Annotated in this window: 12 protein-coding genes; 11 read left to right on the top strand and 1 reads right to left on the bottom strand. The window is 50.1% G+C overall.

Going from position 1 to position 12,944, the window contains the following annotated elements; translation table 11 throughout:
• The first annotated feature begins 76 nt into the window (after positions 1-76).
• From PXY01_RS17070 to PXY01_RS17050, 5 genes are all read left to right on the top strand, one after another.
• Positions 77-1,081, top strand: a complete 1,005-nt coding sequence (locus PXY01_RS17070) for a hypothetical protein (RefSeq protein ID WP_127571481.1) — start codon at positions 77-79, stop codon at positions 1,079-1,081.
• Entirely contained in the window at positions 1,075-1,785 is a 711-nt protein-coding gene (locus PXY01_RS17065) for a 4'-phosphopantetheinyl transferase family protein (RefSeq protein WP_127571479.1), read from the top strand. Before PXY01_RS17070 ends, PXY01_RS17065 begins: the two co-directional genes overlap by 7 nt.
• Positions 1,786-1,940: 155 nt before the next feature.
• Positions 1,941-3,971 (top strand): serine hydrolase domain-containing protein, encoded by a 2,031-nt coding sequence (locus tag PXY01_RS17060; RefSeq protein ID WP_246027988.1) that lies wholly within the window; start codon positions 1,941-1,943, stop codon positions 3,969-3,971.
• A 72-nt stretch (positions 3,972-4,043) separates the two neighbouring features.
• The gene (locus PXY01_RS17055) at positions 4,044-4,736 is read left to right on the top strand and encodes a response regulator transcription factor (protein ID WP_127571477.1); all 693 of its coding nucleotides are present in this window, start codon (positions 4,044-4,046) and stop codon (positions 4,734-4,736) included.
• Positions 4,723-6,111: a HAMP domain-containing sensor histidine kinase gene (locus PXY01_RS17050; protein ID WP_246027986.1), complete on the top strand. Its 1,389-nt coding sequence runs from the start codon at positions 4,723-4,725 to the stop codon at positions 6,109-6,111. The genes PXY01_RS17055 and PXY01_RS17050 overlap by 14 nt, the downstream gene beginning before the upstream one ends.
• Positions 6,112-6,417: 306 nt before the next feature.
• On the opposite strand, the gene PXY01_RS17045 is transcribed toward PXY01_RS17050, so the two are convergent.
• Positions 6,418-7,938 carry a DHA2 family efflux MFS transporter permease subunit gene (locus tag PXY01_RS17045; protein WP_127571475.1) on the bottom strand — a complete coding sequence of 507 codons (1,521 nt, stop codon included), beginning with the start codon at positions 7,936-7,938 and terminating at the stop codon, positions 6,418-6,420.
• Between the two features lie 206 nt (positions 7,939-8,144).
• Between PXY01_RS17045 and PXY01_RS17040 the strand changes: the two genes are divergently transcribed.
• The 6 genes from PXY01_RS17040 to PXY01_RS17015 all read left to right on the top strand — a co-directional run bounded on the left by PXY01_RS17040 (position 8,145) and on the right by PXY01_RS17015 (position 12,931).
• Complete coding sequence (locus PXY01_RS17040) at positions 8,145-8,744, top strand: TetR/AcrR family transcriptional regulator (RefSeq protein ID WP_127571473.1); 600 nt, start codon at positions 8,145-8,147, stop codon at positions 8,742-8,744.
• Between the two features lie 169 nt (positions 8,745-8,913).
• The gene (locus tag PXY01_RS17035) at positions 8,914-9,156 is read left to right on the top strand and encodes a hypothetical protein (RefSeq protein ID WP_127571471.1); all 243 of its coding nucleotides are present in this window, start codon (positions 8,914-8,916) and stop codon (positions 9,154-9,156) included.
• 132 nt (positions 9,157-9,288) lie between these two features.
• Complete coding sequence (locus tag PXY01_RS23460) at positions 9,289-11,022, top strand: endo-1,4-beta-xylanase (protein WP_307719392.1); 1,734 nt, start codon at positions 9,289-9,291, stop codon at positions 11,020-11,022.
• Between the two features lie 175 nt (positions 11,023-11,197).
• The gene (gene mobA / locus PXY01_RS17025; protein ID WP_127571469.1) at positions 11,198-11,806 is read left to right on the top strand and encodes a molybdenum cofactor guanylyltransferase; all 609 of its coding nucleotides are present in this window, start codon (positions 11,198-11,200) and stop codon (positions 11,804-11,806) included.
• 204 nt (positions 11,807-12,010) lie between these two features.
• On the top strand, positions 12,011-12,358 hold the full coding sequence (locus PXY01_RS17020) for a PadR family transcriptional regulator (protein WP_127571467.1): 348 nt from the start codon (positions 12,011-12,013) through the stop codon (positions 12,356-12,358).
• A complete protein-coding gene (locus PXY01_RS17015; protein ID WP_127571465.1) occupies positions 12,359-12,931 on the top strand; it encodes a DUF2812 domain-containing protein in 573 nt (190 codons plus the stop codon).
• The last annotated feature ends 13 nt before the right edge of the window (positions 12,932-12,944 follow it).

Raw genomic sequence — 12,944 nt, 5'->3', positions numbered from 1 at the left:
TAAACGATAAAGGAGTTGTCCTATGCTAAGACGCAACATTCAACTTCCTATATTTTCTCCGAGGATCAAAGGACGAATGCATTACGCCTTGCCGATGTCCATCGTACCGGAGGAGGATGATAAATTCGATGAATGGTTTTACAGCAATTTTATTCAGTTAACGTGCAGCAAAGATACTCCGGGGCCGAATGAGATTACCTACCACGAGCTGTTTATTTGGGATCATATGTTTCCGCATTTTCGTACAACCAATATGATTCGCAGCGATTTCACGTCCCATGATGAGCTAATGGAGACGATTGTACGAGGGATTAGCAAAGGCTACTATTTCCACGGCTATATGGATGAGTATTTTCTCCCGCCTCTAGAATTTCACCAGCGTATACACCTCATTCGAGACATTCTCATTTATGGCTTTGATTTGGATGAACAGGTCCTGCATGTACTGGGATATGATCATGCTAGACAGCTAGTTCCAACGGCGGTTAAGATACAGGACTTCTTGCGGGCTTATGATGCGGTTACGGACCAGATCGATTGGGCGCAAAGCTTATACCTGTATAAGAGAAGAGAGGACCGGGAATATAAGTTCGACATGGTCAATGTCATCATGAATCTCGAAGAATATTTGGAGTCCAAATGCTCTGCCGAACATATGAGAGGAATCCGAAATCCGGGGGCTTCTATTTATGATGTATATGGACTAGACATTATAGACGTATACTGCGATGTGCTGGCGAAGCATAATCCGGAGAAAGAGCTGCGCCATGTAGCCATTTCGGTCCTTCATGAACATAAAGAGTTAATGAAGAAACGAATGAACTATATGGTAGAGAAGCAGTTGATAACCGATCGTGACGGGCTGGACAAAATTATTACAGCTTATGAGGAGGTTGTGGAACGCTACGATATATTAAGAATGGTTCTATTCAAATTTAATGCGACCTTTCAGCCTAAGCTGCTGGCGAAGATGGCCGAGGAGCTGCAAGCATTGAAAGAGGTGGAGTACGCCATTTTGTCAGATCTGGTAGCCTTGTTGAAGCAGGATGTGCTTGAGGCTGAGGAGATTACGATTTGTTGAGCTTCGAGGAAGAGGGGCAAAGGGGCAGCGGACTTGAGATCTATTGGGTGAGAACGGACGATTATAAGGTATCGGATATCGAGCCGCGCTGGCTCCACCTTCTGGACGAGGAAGAGAAGGGAGTCTACGCTTCCTATCTAGTTGAATCTAAGAAATTAGAGTTTATAATTGGTCGCATTCTAATTAAGACGGTAATGAGTACAAGTATGGGCTGTCGTCCGGAGGAAATCGTCCTTAAGAAGAATGCTTACGGCAAGCCGTTCGTAGAAGGGGCAAAGATGAACTTTAATGTATCGCATACTTCGGGAATTGTAGCTTGTGCGTTTTCCAAGTGGCCAATAGGTCTTGATGTGGAAAGAATGGTGCCGCCGCCATATATGGTTATGGATAAAGCTTTTGTGTCGGACGAGATGGATTATGTGGATAGACAGCCGACCGAGCAATTAAAGCGCGAAGCCTTTTACTCCATATGGACTCGTAAAGAAGCGATATTGAAAGCGTTGGGCAAAGGCTTTGCCATTTCCCCGACGACGGTCAAGGTGCCGGTCGATGGGAGCGACAATTGGAGAGGCGAGTACCAATTGATGAGCTTCCAGTTTCACACGGAGTACATGCTTTCTTGGGCGTTGAAAGCCGCAAGCCCGAGTAGTTCTTTTCGATTCCAAGAGTATAGTCTACTGCTGCATTCCAATTCAGCGCTTTGATACCGTATAGCGAAGATGAAGTCCCTCTGGATTCTAACAAGACAGAGGGACTTTATTTTTCACATTACATTAAGGTTGTATCGAATCCGCATTAAGCTCTCTCAGCTATTCTAACGATGGATAATAAATCGTTAGGAGAGAGGGAGATCAATATTATGAGTAAATGGAAAGCGTGGCGTACGAGTACGGCATTAGGAATGGCGCTTGTGCTGTCGGGAGGTGTCTTGGGAGGCGGTGCGCTGGGACAACAGACATTCGCTGCATCGGTGCAAGGACAAGAGGGCCATCCGCTGCAGGCGGAGGACGTTCAGCAGTTTCTCGATACGTTCATGGCACAGCCTGATATACGCGACAATATCGCAGGAGCCGTCGCTGTCGTCGTCCAAGGCGATGAAGTGTTAGCGAGCAAGGGGTATGGCTATGCCGATGTGGAGCGCAAGATTGCCGTTGATCCGGATACGACCGTGTTCCGAATTGCATCGGTCTCGAAGGTCGTGACGTCTACCGCTGTTATGCAGCTGGCGGAGCAAGGGAAGCTGGATTTGAACACCGACCTGTCTGCTTACATGAGCAGGCTGAACATCCCGAACAAGACCAATACGCCGCTGACAATGCGAGACTTGCTAATGAACAGTACCGGGTTCGAATACGGGGACACGTCTGAGATGGGGACGAACGACCTGGAACGAGATATCCCTCTGCAATCGTTCGTGGAAAGTCATGTTCCAACGATTATCCGGGAGCCTGGACAATATTATCGCTATGACAATTTTGGCTTTACGCTGCAGGGCTATGTTGTCGAGCAAGTATCAGGCCAGCCGTTCGAGCAGTATGTACGCGAACATATCTACAAGCCGCTGGGAATGGTGAACAGCGAGTTCCGATTAACGCCGCGCATGATGGAGAATTTGGCGGTTCCATATAACGTGGAGGGCGAGCCCATTCCAGCCTACACGACCGTGCCGTCCGTATTGCCTGCGGGGGGAATGCTCTCGACCGGAGCGGACATGGCTCGGTTCATGATGGCGCACTTAGGAGGCGGCAAGCTTGGCGATGCGGTCATTCTGAAGGAAGAGACGACAGCCGAGATGCATAAGCCGCAGCTTGCCATCCATTCGAAGCTGCCGAATATGGCATACGGCTTCGAATACTCGAACCGGCAAGTATATAACGGGCATTACGTTGTGGAGAAAGGCGGAGACGAATCCGGCTACCACAGCGGCATGTGGCTGCTGCCTGAGCAGAAGGTTGGCGTATATTTGAATGTGAACAAAGATTTTGAATTCCGCCTGCCGTTCTTCGAGGCGTTCATGGATCGTTATTTTCCAGAAGAGGAGGCTGACTTGACTCAATCCGTGAAGCCGGCCGCTTCCGCTGCGTCATCTCTGAGTCGATTCGAAGGTGTATACGGCGACCTGCGTAACCGGATGTGGACGACTCGTATTCGCGTCGAGGATGGACAATTGATCGCAGCCGATCCGCTTGGCGAGCATAAGCTTACAGAGCTCGAACCGCTGCTGTACCAGGATGAGAACGGGGTTAAGGCGGCGTTCATATTAAACTCGGACGGCTCGGTGCGCGCATTCTATTATGACGTGAAGTCAGACAGCTGGGCGCAAAAGCTGCCGGAGCCTCATCGTTATCCCGATATCGCCGCCGATGATCTCTATTCCGAAAACATTCACCACCTGCGCCAGCTTGGCGTCATCAGTCAAGATAACGAAGATGAGCTGTTCCATCCGAAACAGAAGATAACGAGGGGCGAGTTCGTCCAATGGTTTATTCGCTGGTCCGGCATTTCGCCATCTGTGCAGCAGCCAGCATTTGCCGATATTGTTGACAGTCCGTATAAGCAAGAGATTCAAGCGGCTTATGAATTCGGTATTATTAAAGGAGCGGGAGACGGTAAATTCCATCCGCTGAGACCGATCACGAGAGCGGAGGCGGCATCCATCGTCTATAATTTGGCAGTGGCCTACCTGCATGCCGCGCCGCTTGATGCCAAGCTTGAAGGAAGCGTTGCTCCATGGGCGGCAGGAGGGGTTAAGTACGTTGTGGCGAAAAGATTATATGGGCCCGACGTGACAGAGTCTCCGAACGGTGCGGTACAGTACCGGCCGAATGATCCGATGTTAAGAGAAGAAGCAGCTGCTCTTCTGTCGAAGTTCGCAGACCATTTATATTAAAACTAGTGAGCCCTCCTGCAGCCGGATCGCCGTGCGGCAGGAGGGATACGTGTAGATTAGGAGGGTTAACTCATCAAATCGATTCTTGTTATTGACGATGATAAAGAAATCCGCGAGCTGCTCGTCATATACTTGCGCAACTATGGATACGGCTGCTTTGAAGCCGGTAACGGCAAGGAAGCGTATGCGATCTTTCAGAAGGAGCGGATTGATCTTGTCCTAGCCGATGTGATGATGCCGGAGATGGACGGGATCGAGCTGCTCAAGACGATGCGGCAGCAGTCGCAGGTGCCTTTCTTGTTCTTATCCGCCAAGTCGGACGCGATGGATCGCATTAACGGCCTGCAGCTCGGAGCGGACGATTATATTGGCAAGCCGTTCAATCCGATTGAAGTTGTCAGTCGTATTCAAGCTTTGTTCAGACGAGCGGAATCGTATGCTCAGATGAGCCATCAGCGCCGCGAGCAGATCGAAATTGCCGGTATTAAGCTCGATTTGGAGAGCTGCCAGCTGTACGTCCATGGCGAGAAGAAGGATATGACGTCGTATGAATTCCGCATACTCGCTTTATTGATGAGTAACGCAGGCCGCGTCTATACGAAGGCACAAATCTATGAGCAAGTATGGGGCGAGGAGTATATGGGGGACGAGAATCTCGTCATGGTCTACATCAGCAAGCTGCGGGACAAAATCGAGGATAATCCGAGGAAGCCCGTCCATCTTATTACGATCAGGGGGCTCGGCTACCGATTTGAGAAACGATAACTACCGCTTAGGCAGGCGGCCGCTCATCCGGCTGTTTCTGCGGAACTATTTAGCCATCATAGGAATATTGATCCTCGTGACATTCATTTCTCTATTGGTGATGGACTTCGTTATGGATCGGTTTATTGCGAAGGAGCCTAACTTCCAACGAATTGATGCTAGCCAGCTTTATAATGAAGCAACGGGTACGTTAAGAGGAGAGCTGCTTGAACCGTACGGCGGATGGCTGGAGCTTGTCGATGAATCAGGCAGCATCGTCGCTGTTGAAGGGCTGAAGCGAGACGAGATCGTGTCGTATGGGGAAGGCGGGCTGTACACTCAAATGGATTTGCAACGCAACGGCGGCTCGCTTATTTATCATGCTTATCTGGTCGAAGGACCGAATGGGGAGCGGTACACGCTGCTGTGGAAAATAGAAGAGCCGCTCAAGATGACGCTTATTGCGTTATCGATACTCGCAGGCTGTATGCTCATGCTGCTCAGTGTCGCTCTTTATTACTATACGGCATATTCAGTCCGCAAGGTGAAGAGACCGCTTCAGTTAATTGTTGCCGGGATTAAAGAAATGGAACAATTGCAATATGCAACGCGGCTTGATTTCTATGCGGAGAAGGAATTGGCCGAAATTCGTGACGCCTTCAACGACATGGCGGAGCGGCTGCAATCGGCTGCGGTATATAAGGAGAAAGCAGAGCTTAATCGGCAAAATTTGCTGCTCCATCTGTCCCACGATTTGAAGACGCCGATCACCTCGATCATGGGTTACTCGCAGCTTCTGCTGGAGCAGTATGAACTGGATGAAAGCCATAAGCAGAGGTACGTCCGGCATATCCATAATAAAGCGGCGTATATGAGCCAGCTGGTGCATGACCTATTCGAGCTGGCGAAGCTGGACGATCCTCACCTGAAGCTGGAGCTGGAGCGGGTCAACGTCACGAAGTGGCTGCAGCAAAATATTGCAGAGCGTTACACCGACATCGAGCAGCGTCAATTCGAGCTGCAGATCGATATTGAAGAGGCGCCCCTGTACGTCCTGATGGATCGGATGCAAATGAACCGCGTCGTCGACAACTTGATCGGCAACGCGCTGAAATATAATCCTCCGGGTACGACGCTGTATGCCGCATGCCGAGAGGAAGAAGGGCGTGTGCTGCTCTGGATCGGAGATAACGGCGTCGGGCTTCCGCAGGAGAACCGCGAGCAGCTGTTCGAAGAATTCGTGCGCGGAACCGCGCCATCGGAGGATGGCACCGGGCTCGGATTGGCCATTTGCCGCAAAATTGTTACCCGTCACGGAGGAACGATCGAGCTGCTGGAGGATACGCAGTATTCTTCGTTGTTTCGGATCGAGCTGCCGGTTCATTTTTTTAACTAATATAGATATTTCGGCGGAAAAGCCTGCATTTTATGCATACTTGCGTGCGACCTAGGAGGTACGCTGAGAAATTACTGCACTAGATGCAGAAACAGTGGTGTTCGAGCGCTAGCAGGGGGCAAGCGGCGGCAATTGGCTAGGGCAAGCGGGCAGCGAAAGACGAGAGCTAGCGGCGGCGAGTCTGAGGAAGCGGGGAGCAGCAAATTGCGAGTATCTACAGAGCCCTCGCCCAGGCGGGTGCGTAATTTCTGCAGCAGCAATAAAATAGCGGTGCTCAAGAGTAACCTCTTGGCACCGCTATTTCTTTTAGGCTTCTTGCACGGATGCTTTCTTCAAAGGTGCTGTAACAGGGCCGTCTTCGGCCTGCTTGACGCGCTTAATGAAGAACGAGAGCAGCAGCCCGATAACTCCGATCCCGATAATGACGAGGTAAGCGTCGTTGATGCCTTCGATCGCAGCATTCGTAGTGAGCTGTTCCTTCGTCCAGCCCTGAGCTGCGCCGGAAGTCATGAATTCTTTGGCATGCGTCGTAGCGCGGTTGGTCATGATCGTTACGAGCAGTGCTGTACCGATAGCACCAGCTACTTGACGGATTGTGTTGGAGATCGCTGTACCGTGTGCATTCAGCCTGTTCGGCAGCTGGTTCAAGCCAGCTGTCTGGATCGGCATCATGAACAATGCCATGCCGATACGACGGCCTGTTGACATGAGCACGAGATAAGTAAAGCTAGTGGAATCCGTCAGATTGATGAATCCGAGAGTTGTAACAATTGTAATGGCGAGACCGGCGACCGCCAGCCATTTCGCGCCGAACTTATCGAACAATTTGCCGGCTACCGGCATCATGAAGCCCATGATGAGTGCGCCAGGGAGCATGAGCAGGCCGGATTCGATCGCGGAGTAGCCGCGGGCGCTTTGCAGATACAATGGAAGCAGCATCATGTCCGCGTACATCACCATTGTGACGGCAATATTAATAATTGTCGTCAAAGTAAACATATTATACTTGAAAGCTCTAAGATCAAGCAGCGGATTGTTCGACGTAAGCTGACGCAGCGTGAACAGAGCAAGCGCGACTACGCCCACGATAATGCCTACAATAACTTCAGTGCTAGACCAGCCTTTGGAGCCGGCGCTGCTAAATCCGTACAGTACGGCACCGAAGCCAACGGTGGACAAGATAACGCTGAGGATGTCGATCTTCGTAACCACCGTTTCCGATACGTTGCGCAAATAAATAAATCCAAGCGCAATAACAATAATGGCAAGCGGAATCATGCCATAGAACATCATTTCCCATTCGTAATTCTCAAGAATGTACCCAGCAAGCGTAGGACCGATAGCCGGAGCGAAAATAATTGCGAGCCCGACCATCCCCATTGCGCCGCCCCTCTTCTCAGGCGGGAAGAGTGTTAGAATGACGTTCATCAACAGCGGCATAATGATGCCAGCTCCGGCCGCTTGAATCATCCGGCCCGTCAGAAGAACAGGGAACCCGGTTGCGATAGCCGATACGACGGTGCCGATGAAGAATGTCAGCATCGAGGTGAGGAATAGCTGCCGTGTCGTAAAGCGCTGCATAAGGTAAGCTGTAATGGGAATCAGTACGCCATTCACCAGCAAGTAGCCTGTTGTCAGCCATTGTGCGGTCGCAGCCGTAATGTCCAAATCAATCATTAATTCCGGCGTAGCTACGCTCATGATGGTCTGATTAAGCGTCGCAAGAAAAGCGCCAATGATCATAATGAATAAGATCGTGCCGCGTTTGATTGCACCGCTCGGTGTTGCTTTTCTCTCTGTCAAATCCACTCCATCCTTTCCTTTCATGTTGCCGTAGACTTAATTTACATTCTGTTGTATAGTCAACAATGTATGAAATAGATTATATACTGATCCCAAAGGTTTACAAGCGACGTTTTTGTTGGATATGTATATTAATCAACAGAACAATGATAAAATGCAAATTAAGTAAACGATATACGACACACATAGATGGAATTGTCGTATATTTCGAGTGAAAGGATTGGAACGGTATGGAGAATCGAAAGCAGGCGACTGATCCTCGGATTATTCGGACACGTCAGCTGATCCGGGACGCCTTCGTTGAACTGCTGCAAGAGATGGAGATTGAGAAAATAACGGTCAATCGGATCGCGGAGCGCGCAACGATCAATCGAGTCACCTTCTATCTGCATTACCGTGACATTCCGGATATGATGGACAAGATGGCGGACGAGATGACGGACAAACTATCGCAGTTATTGAATGGAGCCGCTGATATAGGTTATATTCATCAACACGAAGGGGAATGGCCGCTGCTAGAGAAGCTGTTGGAGCATATAGCCGAGAACTCAAAATTTTATAAGGTTGTGCTAGGCTCGCGGCGAACGCCGATTTTTACGGAGCGGCTGCTTCGGCTGCTGACAGAAAATATTACAGACCGGATCGAGCGCCTTGGAGGCGACAAATTGACCAAGGCCGGCATACAGAAAGATATTGCGATTTGGTATACTTCCTCCGCTTTAATTGGCACGATTGTTTCTTGGCTGCGTAAGGATATGCCGTATTCCCCGCGCTATTTGGCCGAGCAGTTTAAGTTAATTCGGACGAATGGCGCTTTTAGAACTAAATAAGAAGCGATTAATAGAAGGCCAGTAGATCCCTTGTTCGATCTGCTGGTTTTTTGTTGTTCTATCGGACATTACTCCTGGCGGCTGTTGGGAGTTCATTTTTTGTTAATCTTTTTATTCGTTTCTTTTAGATGATCGGGACGATCCAGAGCTGCAGCAAGGCTTGGAGTAGGTGATCGATGCTCTTGTCGGCAATATCAAAAATAACGTTACGCTGAGCGAATCGTCAGGAGGAGAGAAATCAGTTGATGTGACGCTGACCGGTGCACAAGTTCCGACGGCCGCTAGTGTGATCGGCTCGCTCATTGTGAAGGAGGTGCTTAGCGGCAAGGATGCTCCTGATTCATTATTCTATAATTTATGGAGAAATGTCTATATTTTACTAAGTGCATTTTGGAGAAGGAGACTCTTATAATATTAGAATGTAAGCGCTATCTTAAAGTGATAGAGGAAAGGGGGACCGATGGCAAAGTTGTTTCAGCAGGCTGACAGATGATGAGCTCACAGGTCAGACATAATATTTTCCACTAAGGATTGGAGGAGAATTATGTTAAACGTGAAGTCCAAGTCAGTGAATTTATTACTTGCCTTTGCTCTGATTGCATCCGTATTCGCATTCCAGGCGCAGAAGGCGGACGCTGCCCTTACATCGGGCTCTAAGTTCCTAGGCAACATTATCGCCAGCAGCGTTCCTTCTAACTTCGGTACCTATTGGAATCAGGTTACGCCGGAGAACGCGACGAAGTGGGGCTCTGTCGAGGGCAGCCGGAACTCGATGAACTGGTCGCAGGCAGACCTTGCATACAACTATGCCAAGACTAACGGTTTACCTTTCAAATTTCATACCCTCGTATGGGGAAGCCAAGAGCCAGGCTGGATCTCTGGATTGTCCGCAGCAGACCAGAGGGCAGAGGTCATTCAATGGATTCAAGCTGCAGCTGCTCGTTACGGCGACTCCGAATTCGTAGACGTCGTCAACGAGCCGCTTCACGCCAAGCCTTCGTACCGCAACGCTATCGGCGGCGACGGCTCGACGGGCTGGGACTGGGTAATCTGGTCGTTCGAGCAAGCTAGACAAGCATTCCCGAACTCCAAGCTGCTCATTAACGAGTATGGCATCATCAGCGATCCGAACGCTACGGCTCAATATGTAAATATCATTAATCTGTTGAAAGCTAGAGGGCTGGTTGACGGTATCGGTATTCAAGCCCACTACTTCAATATGGATCAGGTATCCGTCAGCACGATGAACAGCATTCTGAACACGCTGTCTGCGACGGGTCTTCCAATCTACGTTTCGGAGCTCGATATGACGGGCGACGATGCAACGCAATTGTCGCGTTATCAGACGAAGTTCCCTGTACTGTGGGAGCATCCTAACGTTAAAGGCATTACGCTGTGGGGCTATATCCAAGGACAAACGTGGGCGGACAATACGCATCTGATCACGAGCTCCGGCGCGGAGCGTCCTGCGCTGACATGGCTGAAACAGTACCTCGGCGGCAGCACGAATCCGACGGCTCCTGCAGCGCCTACGGGCTTGACAGCGACAGCGGGCAACGGTCAAGTAACGATTAGCTGGTCGGCGTCGAGCGGCGCGACGAGCTATACAGTCAGACGGTCTGAGTTCAGCGGCGGCCCTTACACGAACATCGCGACAAATGTTACATCGACGAGCTATACGGATACGAATGTAACGAATGGCAGACCGTATTATTATGTCGTCAGTGCATCCAATAGTGCAGGCTCCAGCGTGAACTCATCGCAAGTAAGCGCAACGCCTACGGGTACGAACGGCGGCGGTGGCGGCGGTACGACTCCTCCTCCGACGGGCTCGCTGGTTGCACAGTACAAAGTAAATAACGGCAACGCGAACGATAACCAAATCTATGCGACGTTCAACATTAAGAATACGGGCAATACTGCCGTTAACTTGAGCGACGTGAAGCTGCGTTATTACTTCACGAAGGATTCCTCAGCAACGTTGAACTCGTATGTAGATTGGGCTCAGATTGGTGCTTCGAACGTGAACCGGACATTCGTCAACACGTCTGGTACGAACGCCGATACGTATCTCGAGCTGTCGTTCAGTTCCAGCGCGGGATCCATTCCAGCTGGCGGACAAACGGGCGAGATTCAAATCCGCATTTCGAAGTCTGACTGGTCGAACTTCAACGAATCGAACGACTATTCGTTCGACGGCACGAAAACGTCCTTCGTCGATTGGAACAAAATTACGCTGCTGCAAGGCGGCACGATTGTATGGGGCGTAGCTCCTTAATCTATATGTGAGACCATGCAGTAACAGTAGACTATAGATATTCGTATCAGGGTGGGGCAGATGAAGATCTGCTTCATCCTGATTTTTTTTGGGAGGGTGTGACATGCTTCACTTACAGACCGCCTGAATCCCGCTAAAGTAGAGACTAGATGATGCGGAAAGGTGGAGGGACAGAATGCTATCGGGAGTCATATTGGCTGGCGGCGCGAGCCGCCGGATGGGGGGAGAGCGAAAAGCGCTGCTCCCATTTGGCGGGAAGCCGCTAATTGTACGGCAGCTGGAGCGGATGGCGAAGCTGTGCGATGAGTGTATTATTGTAACAGATGACCCGAAGCCATACTTACCGGTGGTTGATCGCTCGGTTCGGATTATTACCGATTTCTACGAAGAAGTTGGACCGCTTGGCGGCCTGCATGCAGCGCTGTCGCTGGCGAAGCATTCCTCGGTGTGGGCAGTAGGCTGCGACATGCCGTTCATTTCCGACGAAGCAGCCCGATTGCTGTTCAACCGGAAGAAGGATGGCTTTGAAGCCGTCGTACCGCTCGTGAACGGCGAGCTTCATCCGCTGCATGGAATCTACGATCGAGCGGCTGCGCCGCATATCGAGACCGTTCTGAAGCAAGGGGAGTCAGAACTGACGGAGCTGCTGAAGCTGCTCTTATGGAGCGAGATCAGCGAGACGGAGCTGGCGGAGAACGGAATTGATCCGATATGCGTTGCAGCGTTCAAAACACCGGACGAGTATGAGACGATGCTGCAGCAGGCGGAACAGCTTCAACCGTAAGGCTGCTGATCCCGCCAAACGAAAGCTGGCGCAAGGCCTCGAACAGGAGGCATCTTGCGCCAGCTTTTGTTAGGATTCCGTGTTTACACTATATTGAAAGTTGATATAATAAAAAATATTATATCGATATTCTATATATTGAGTGTCGATATATTACGTGTTACATAAATAGAAATAGCCAATAGCGGCAGAAGAGGTAGAACGATGAAAGAGGGCGTACACGAGTGGCTGCCGTTGACCGAAGCCTTTTATTACATACTGGTCGCGCTGTATCCAGCAGAAGCTCATGGGTATGCGATTATGCAGGACGTCGAGCGAATGAGCGGGGGACGGGTTCGGATTGGTGCGGGAACATTGTACACAGCGCTCAGTGCACTGCAGAAGAAGGGGCTTATCGCCAATGCTCCGGATATAGACAGCGCCGATTCGAGACGTAAGCATTACACCATTACGGACAGCGGCCGACTCGTGCTTCAGGCTGAGATGGAACGGATGGAGGAGCTGCTGCAGAGCGGTAGAGCAGCGATGGAGCAATCTAGAGGAGGAGAGTAGATGAAGCAGGTGACAGAAGGCAAGACCGAGTATCGTACTCGAATATCATTTGTATGGAACTATGAGAAGGATGAGGCATGGTTGACGGAACTGTCGGCGCAGGGGCTTCATTTGGTCAGACCAGGACTATTCCGCAATCGATTTGAGACAGATGTCAACCAACGATATGTCTATAAACTGGACTATCATCAACTGAAGAGCCGTAAGGAGCTGGACGCTTATCTAGTTCTATTCGAGGACTTGGGCTGGGAGCATACGAGCTCGTTCTTGGGCTGGCATTATTTCCGAAAGCCGTATGTTGAAGGCCAGTCGTATAACATTTATACCGACAGAACTTCATTGATCCACTTGTGGAAAAGAGTACAGCTTATGTTATTTGGGATTGCACTGGCCAATATCCCAATGCTTGTCCTTAACCTAATGAATTTGTTCCGTTATGAACGCGCATCCGAGATTATTTCAAGCGTCATCTTCTCCGTCACTATTCTGCAAGCCGTCGTACTGCTCTTGCTTTTGTACGGCTGTCTCCGATTCCAGAACAAAATGAAACGGCTGACAGCCTGCCCGAAATAATAATAATAATAAT

It is taken from the genome of Paenibacillus xylaniclasticus, assembly GCF_004001065.1.
In the GTDB taxonomy this organism is placed as follows: domain Bacteria; phylum Bacillota; class Bacilli; order Paenibacillales; family Paenibacillaceae; genus Paenibacillus_T; species Paenibacillus_T xylaniclasticus.
Note: the sequence above shows the minus strand (reverse complement) of the source record. Positions and strands in the feature narration are given on the sequence as shown.

What these genes read in the sequence shown, in the direction of transcription:
- PXY01_RS17070 (WP_127571481.1), top strand. Translation starts at nt 77, where the DNA reads ATGCATTACGCCTTGCCGATGTCCATCGTACCGGAGGAGGATGATAAA.
- PXY01_RS17060 (WP_246027988.1), top strand. Translation starts at nt 1,941, where the DNA reads ATGAGTAAATGGAAAGCGTGGCGTACGAGTACGGCATTAGGAATGGCG.
- PXY01_RS17045 (WP_127571475.1), bottom strand. Translation starts at nt 7,938, where the DNA reads ATGAAAGGAAAGGATGGAGTGGATTTGACAGAGAGAAAAGCAACACCG.
- PXY01_RS17040 (WP_127571473.1), top strand. Translation starts at nt 8,145, where the DNA reads ATGGAGAATCGAAAGCAGGCGACTGATCCTCGGATTATTCGGACACGT.
- PXY01_RS23460 (WP_307719392.1), top strand. Translation starts at nt 9,289, where the DNA reads ATGTTAAACGTGAAGTCCAAGTCAGTGAATTTATTACTTGCCTTTGCT.
- mobA (WP_127571469.1), top strand. Translation starts at nt 11,198, where the DNA reads ATGCTATCGGGAGTCATATTGGCTGGCGGCGCGAGCCGCCGGATGGGG.
- PXY01_RS17020 (WP_127571467.1), top strand. Translation starts at nt 12,011, where the DNA reads ATGAAAGAGGGCGTACACGAGTGGCTGCCGTTGACCGAAGCCTTTTAT.
- PXY01_RS17015 (WP_127571465.1), top strand. Translation starts at nt 12,359, where the DNA reads ATGAAGCAGGTGACAGAAGGCAAGACCGAGTATCGTACTCGAATATCA.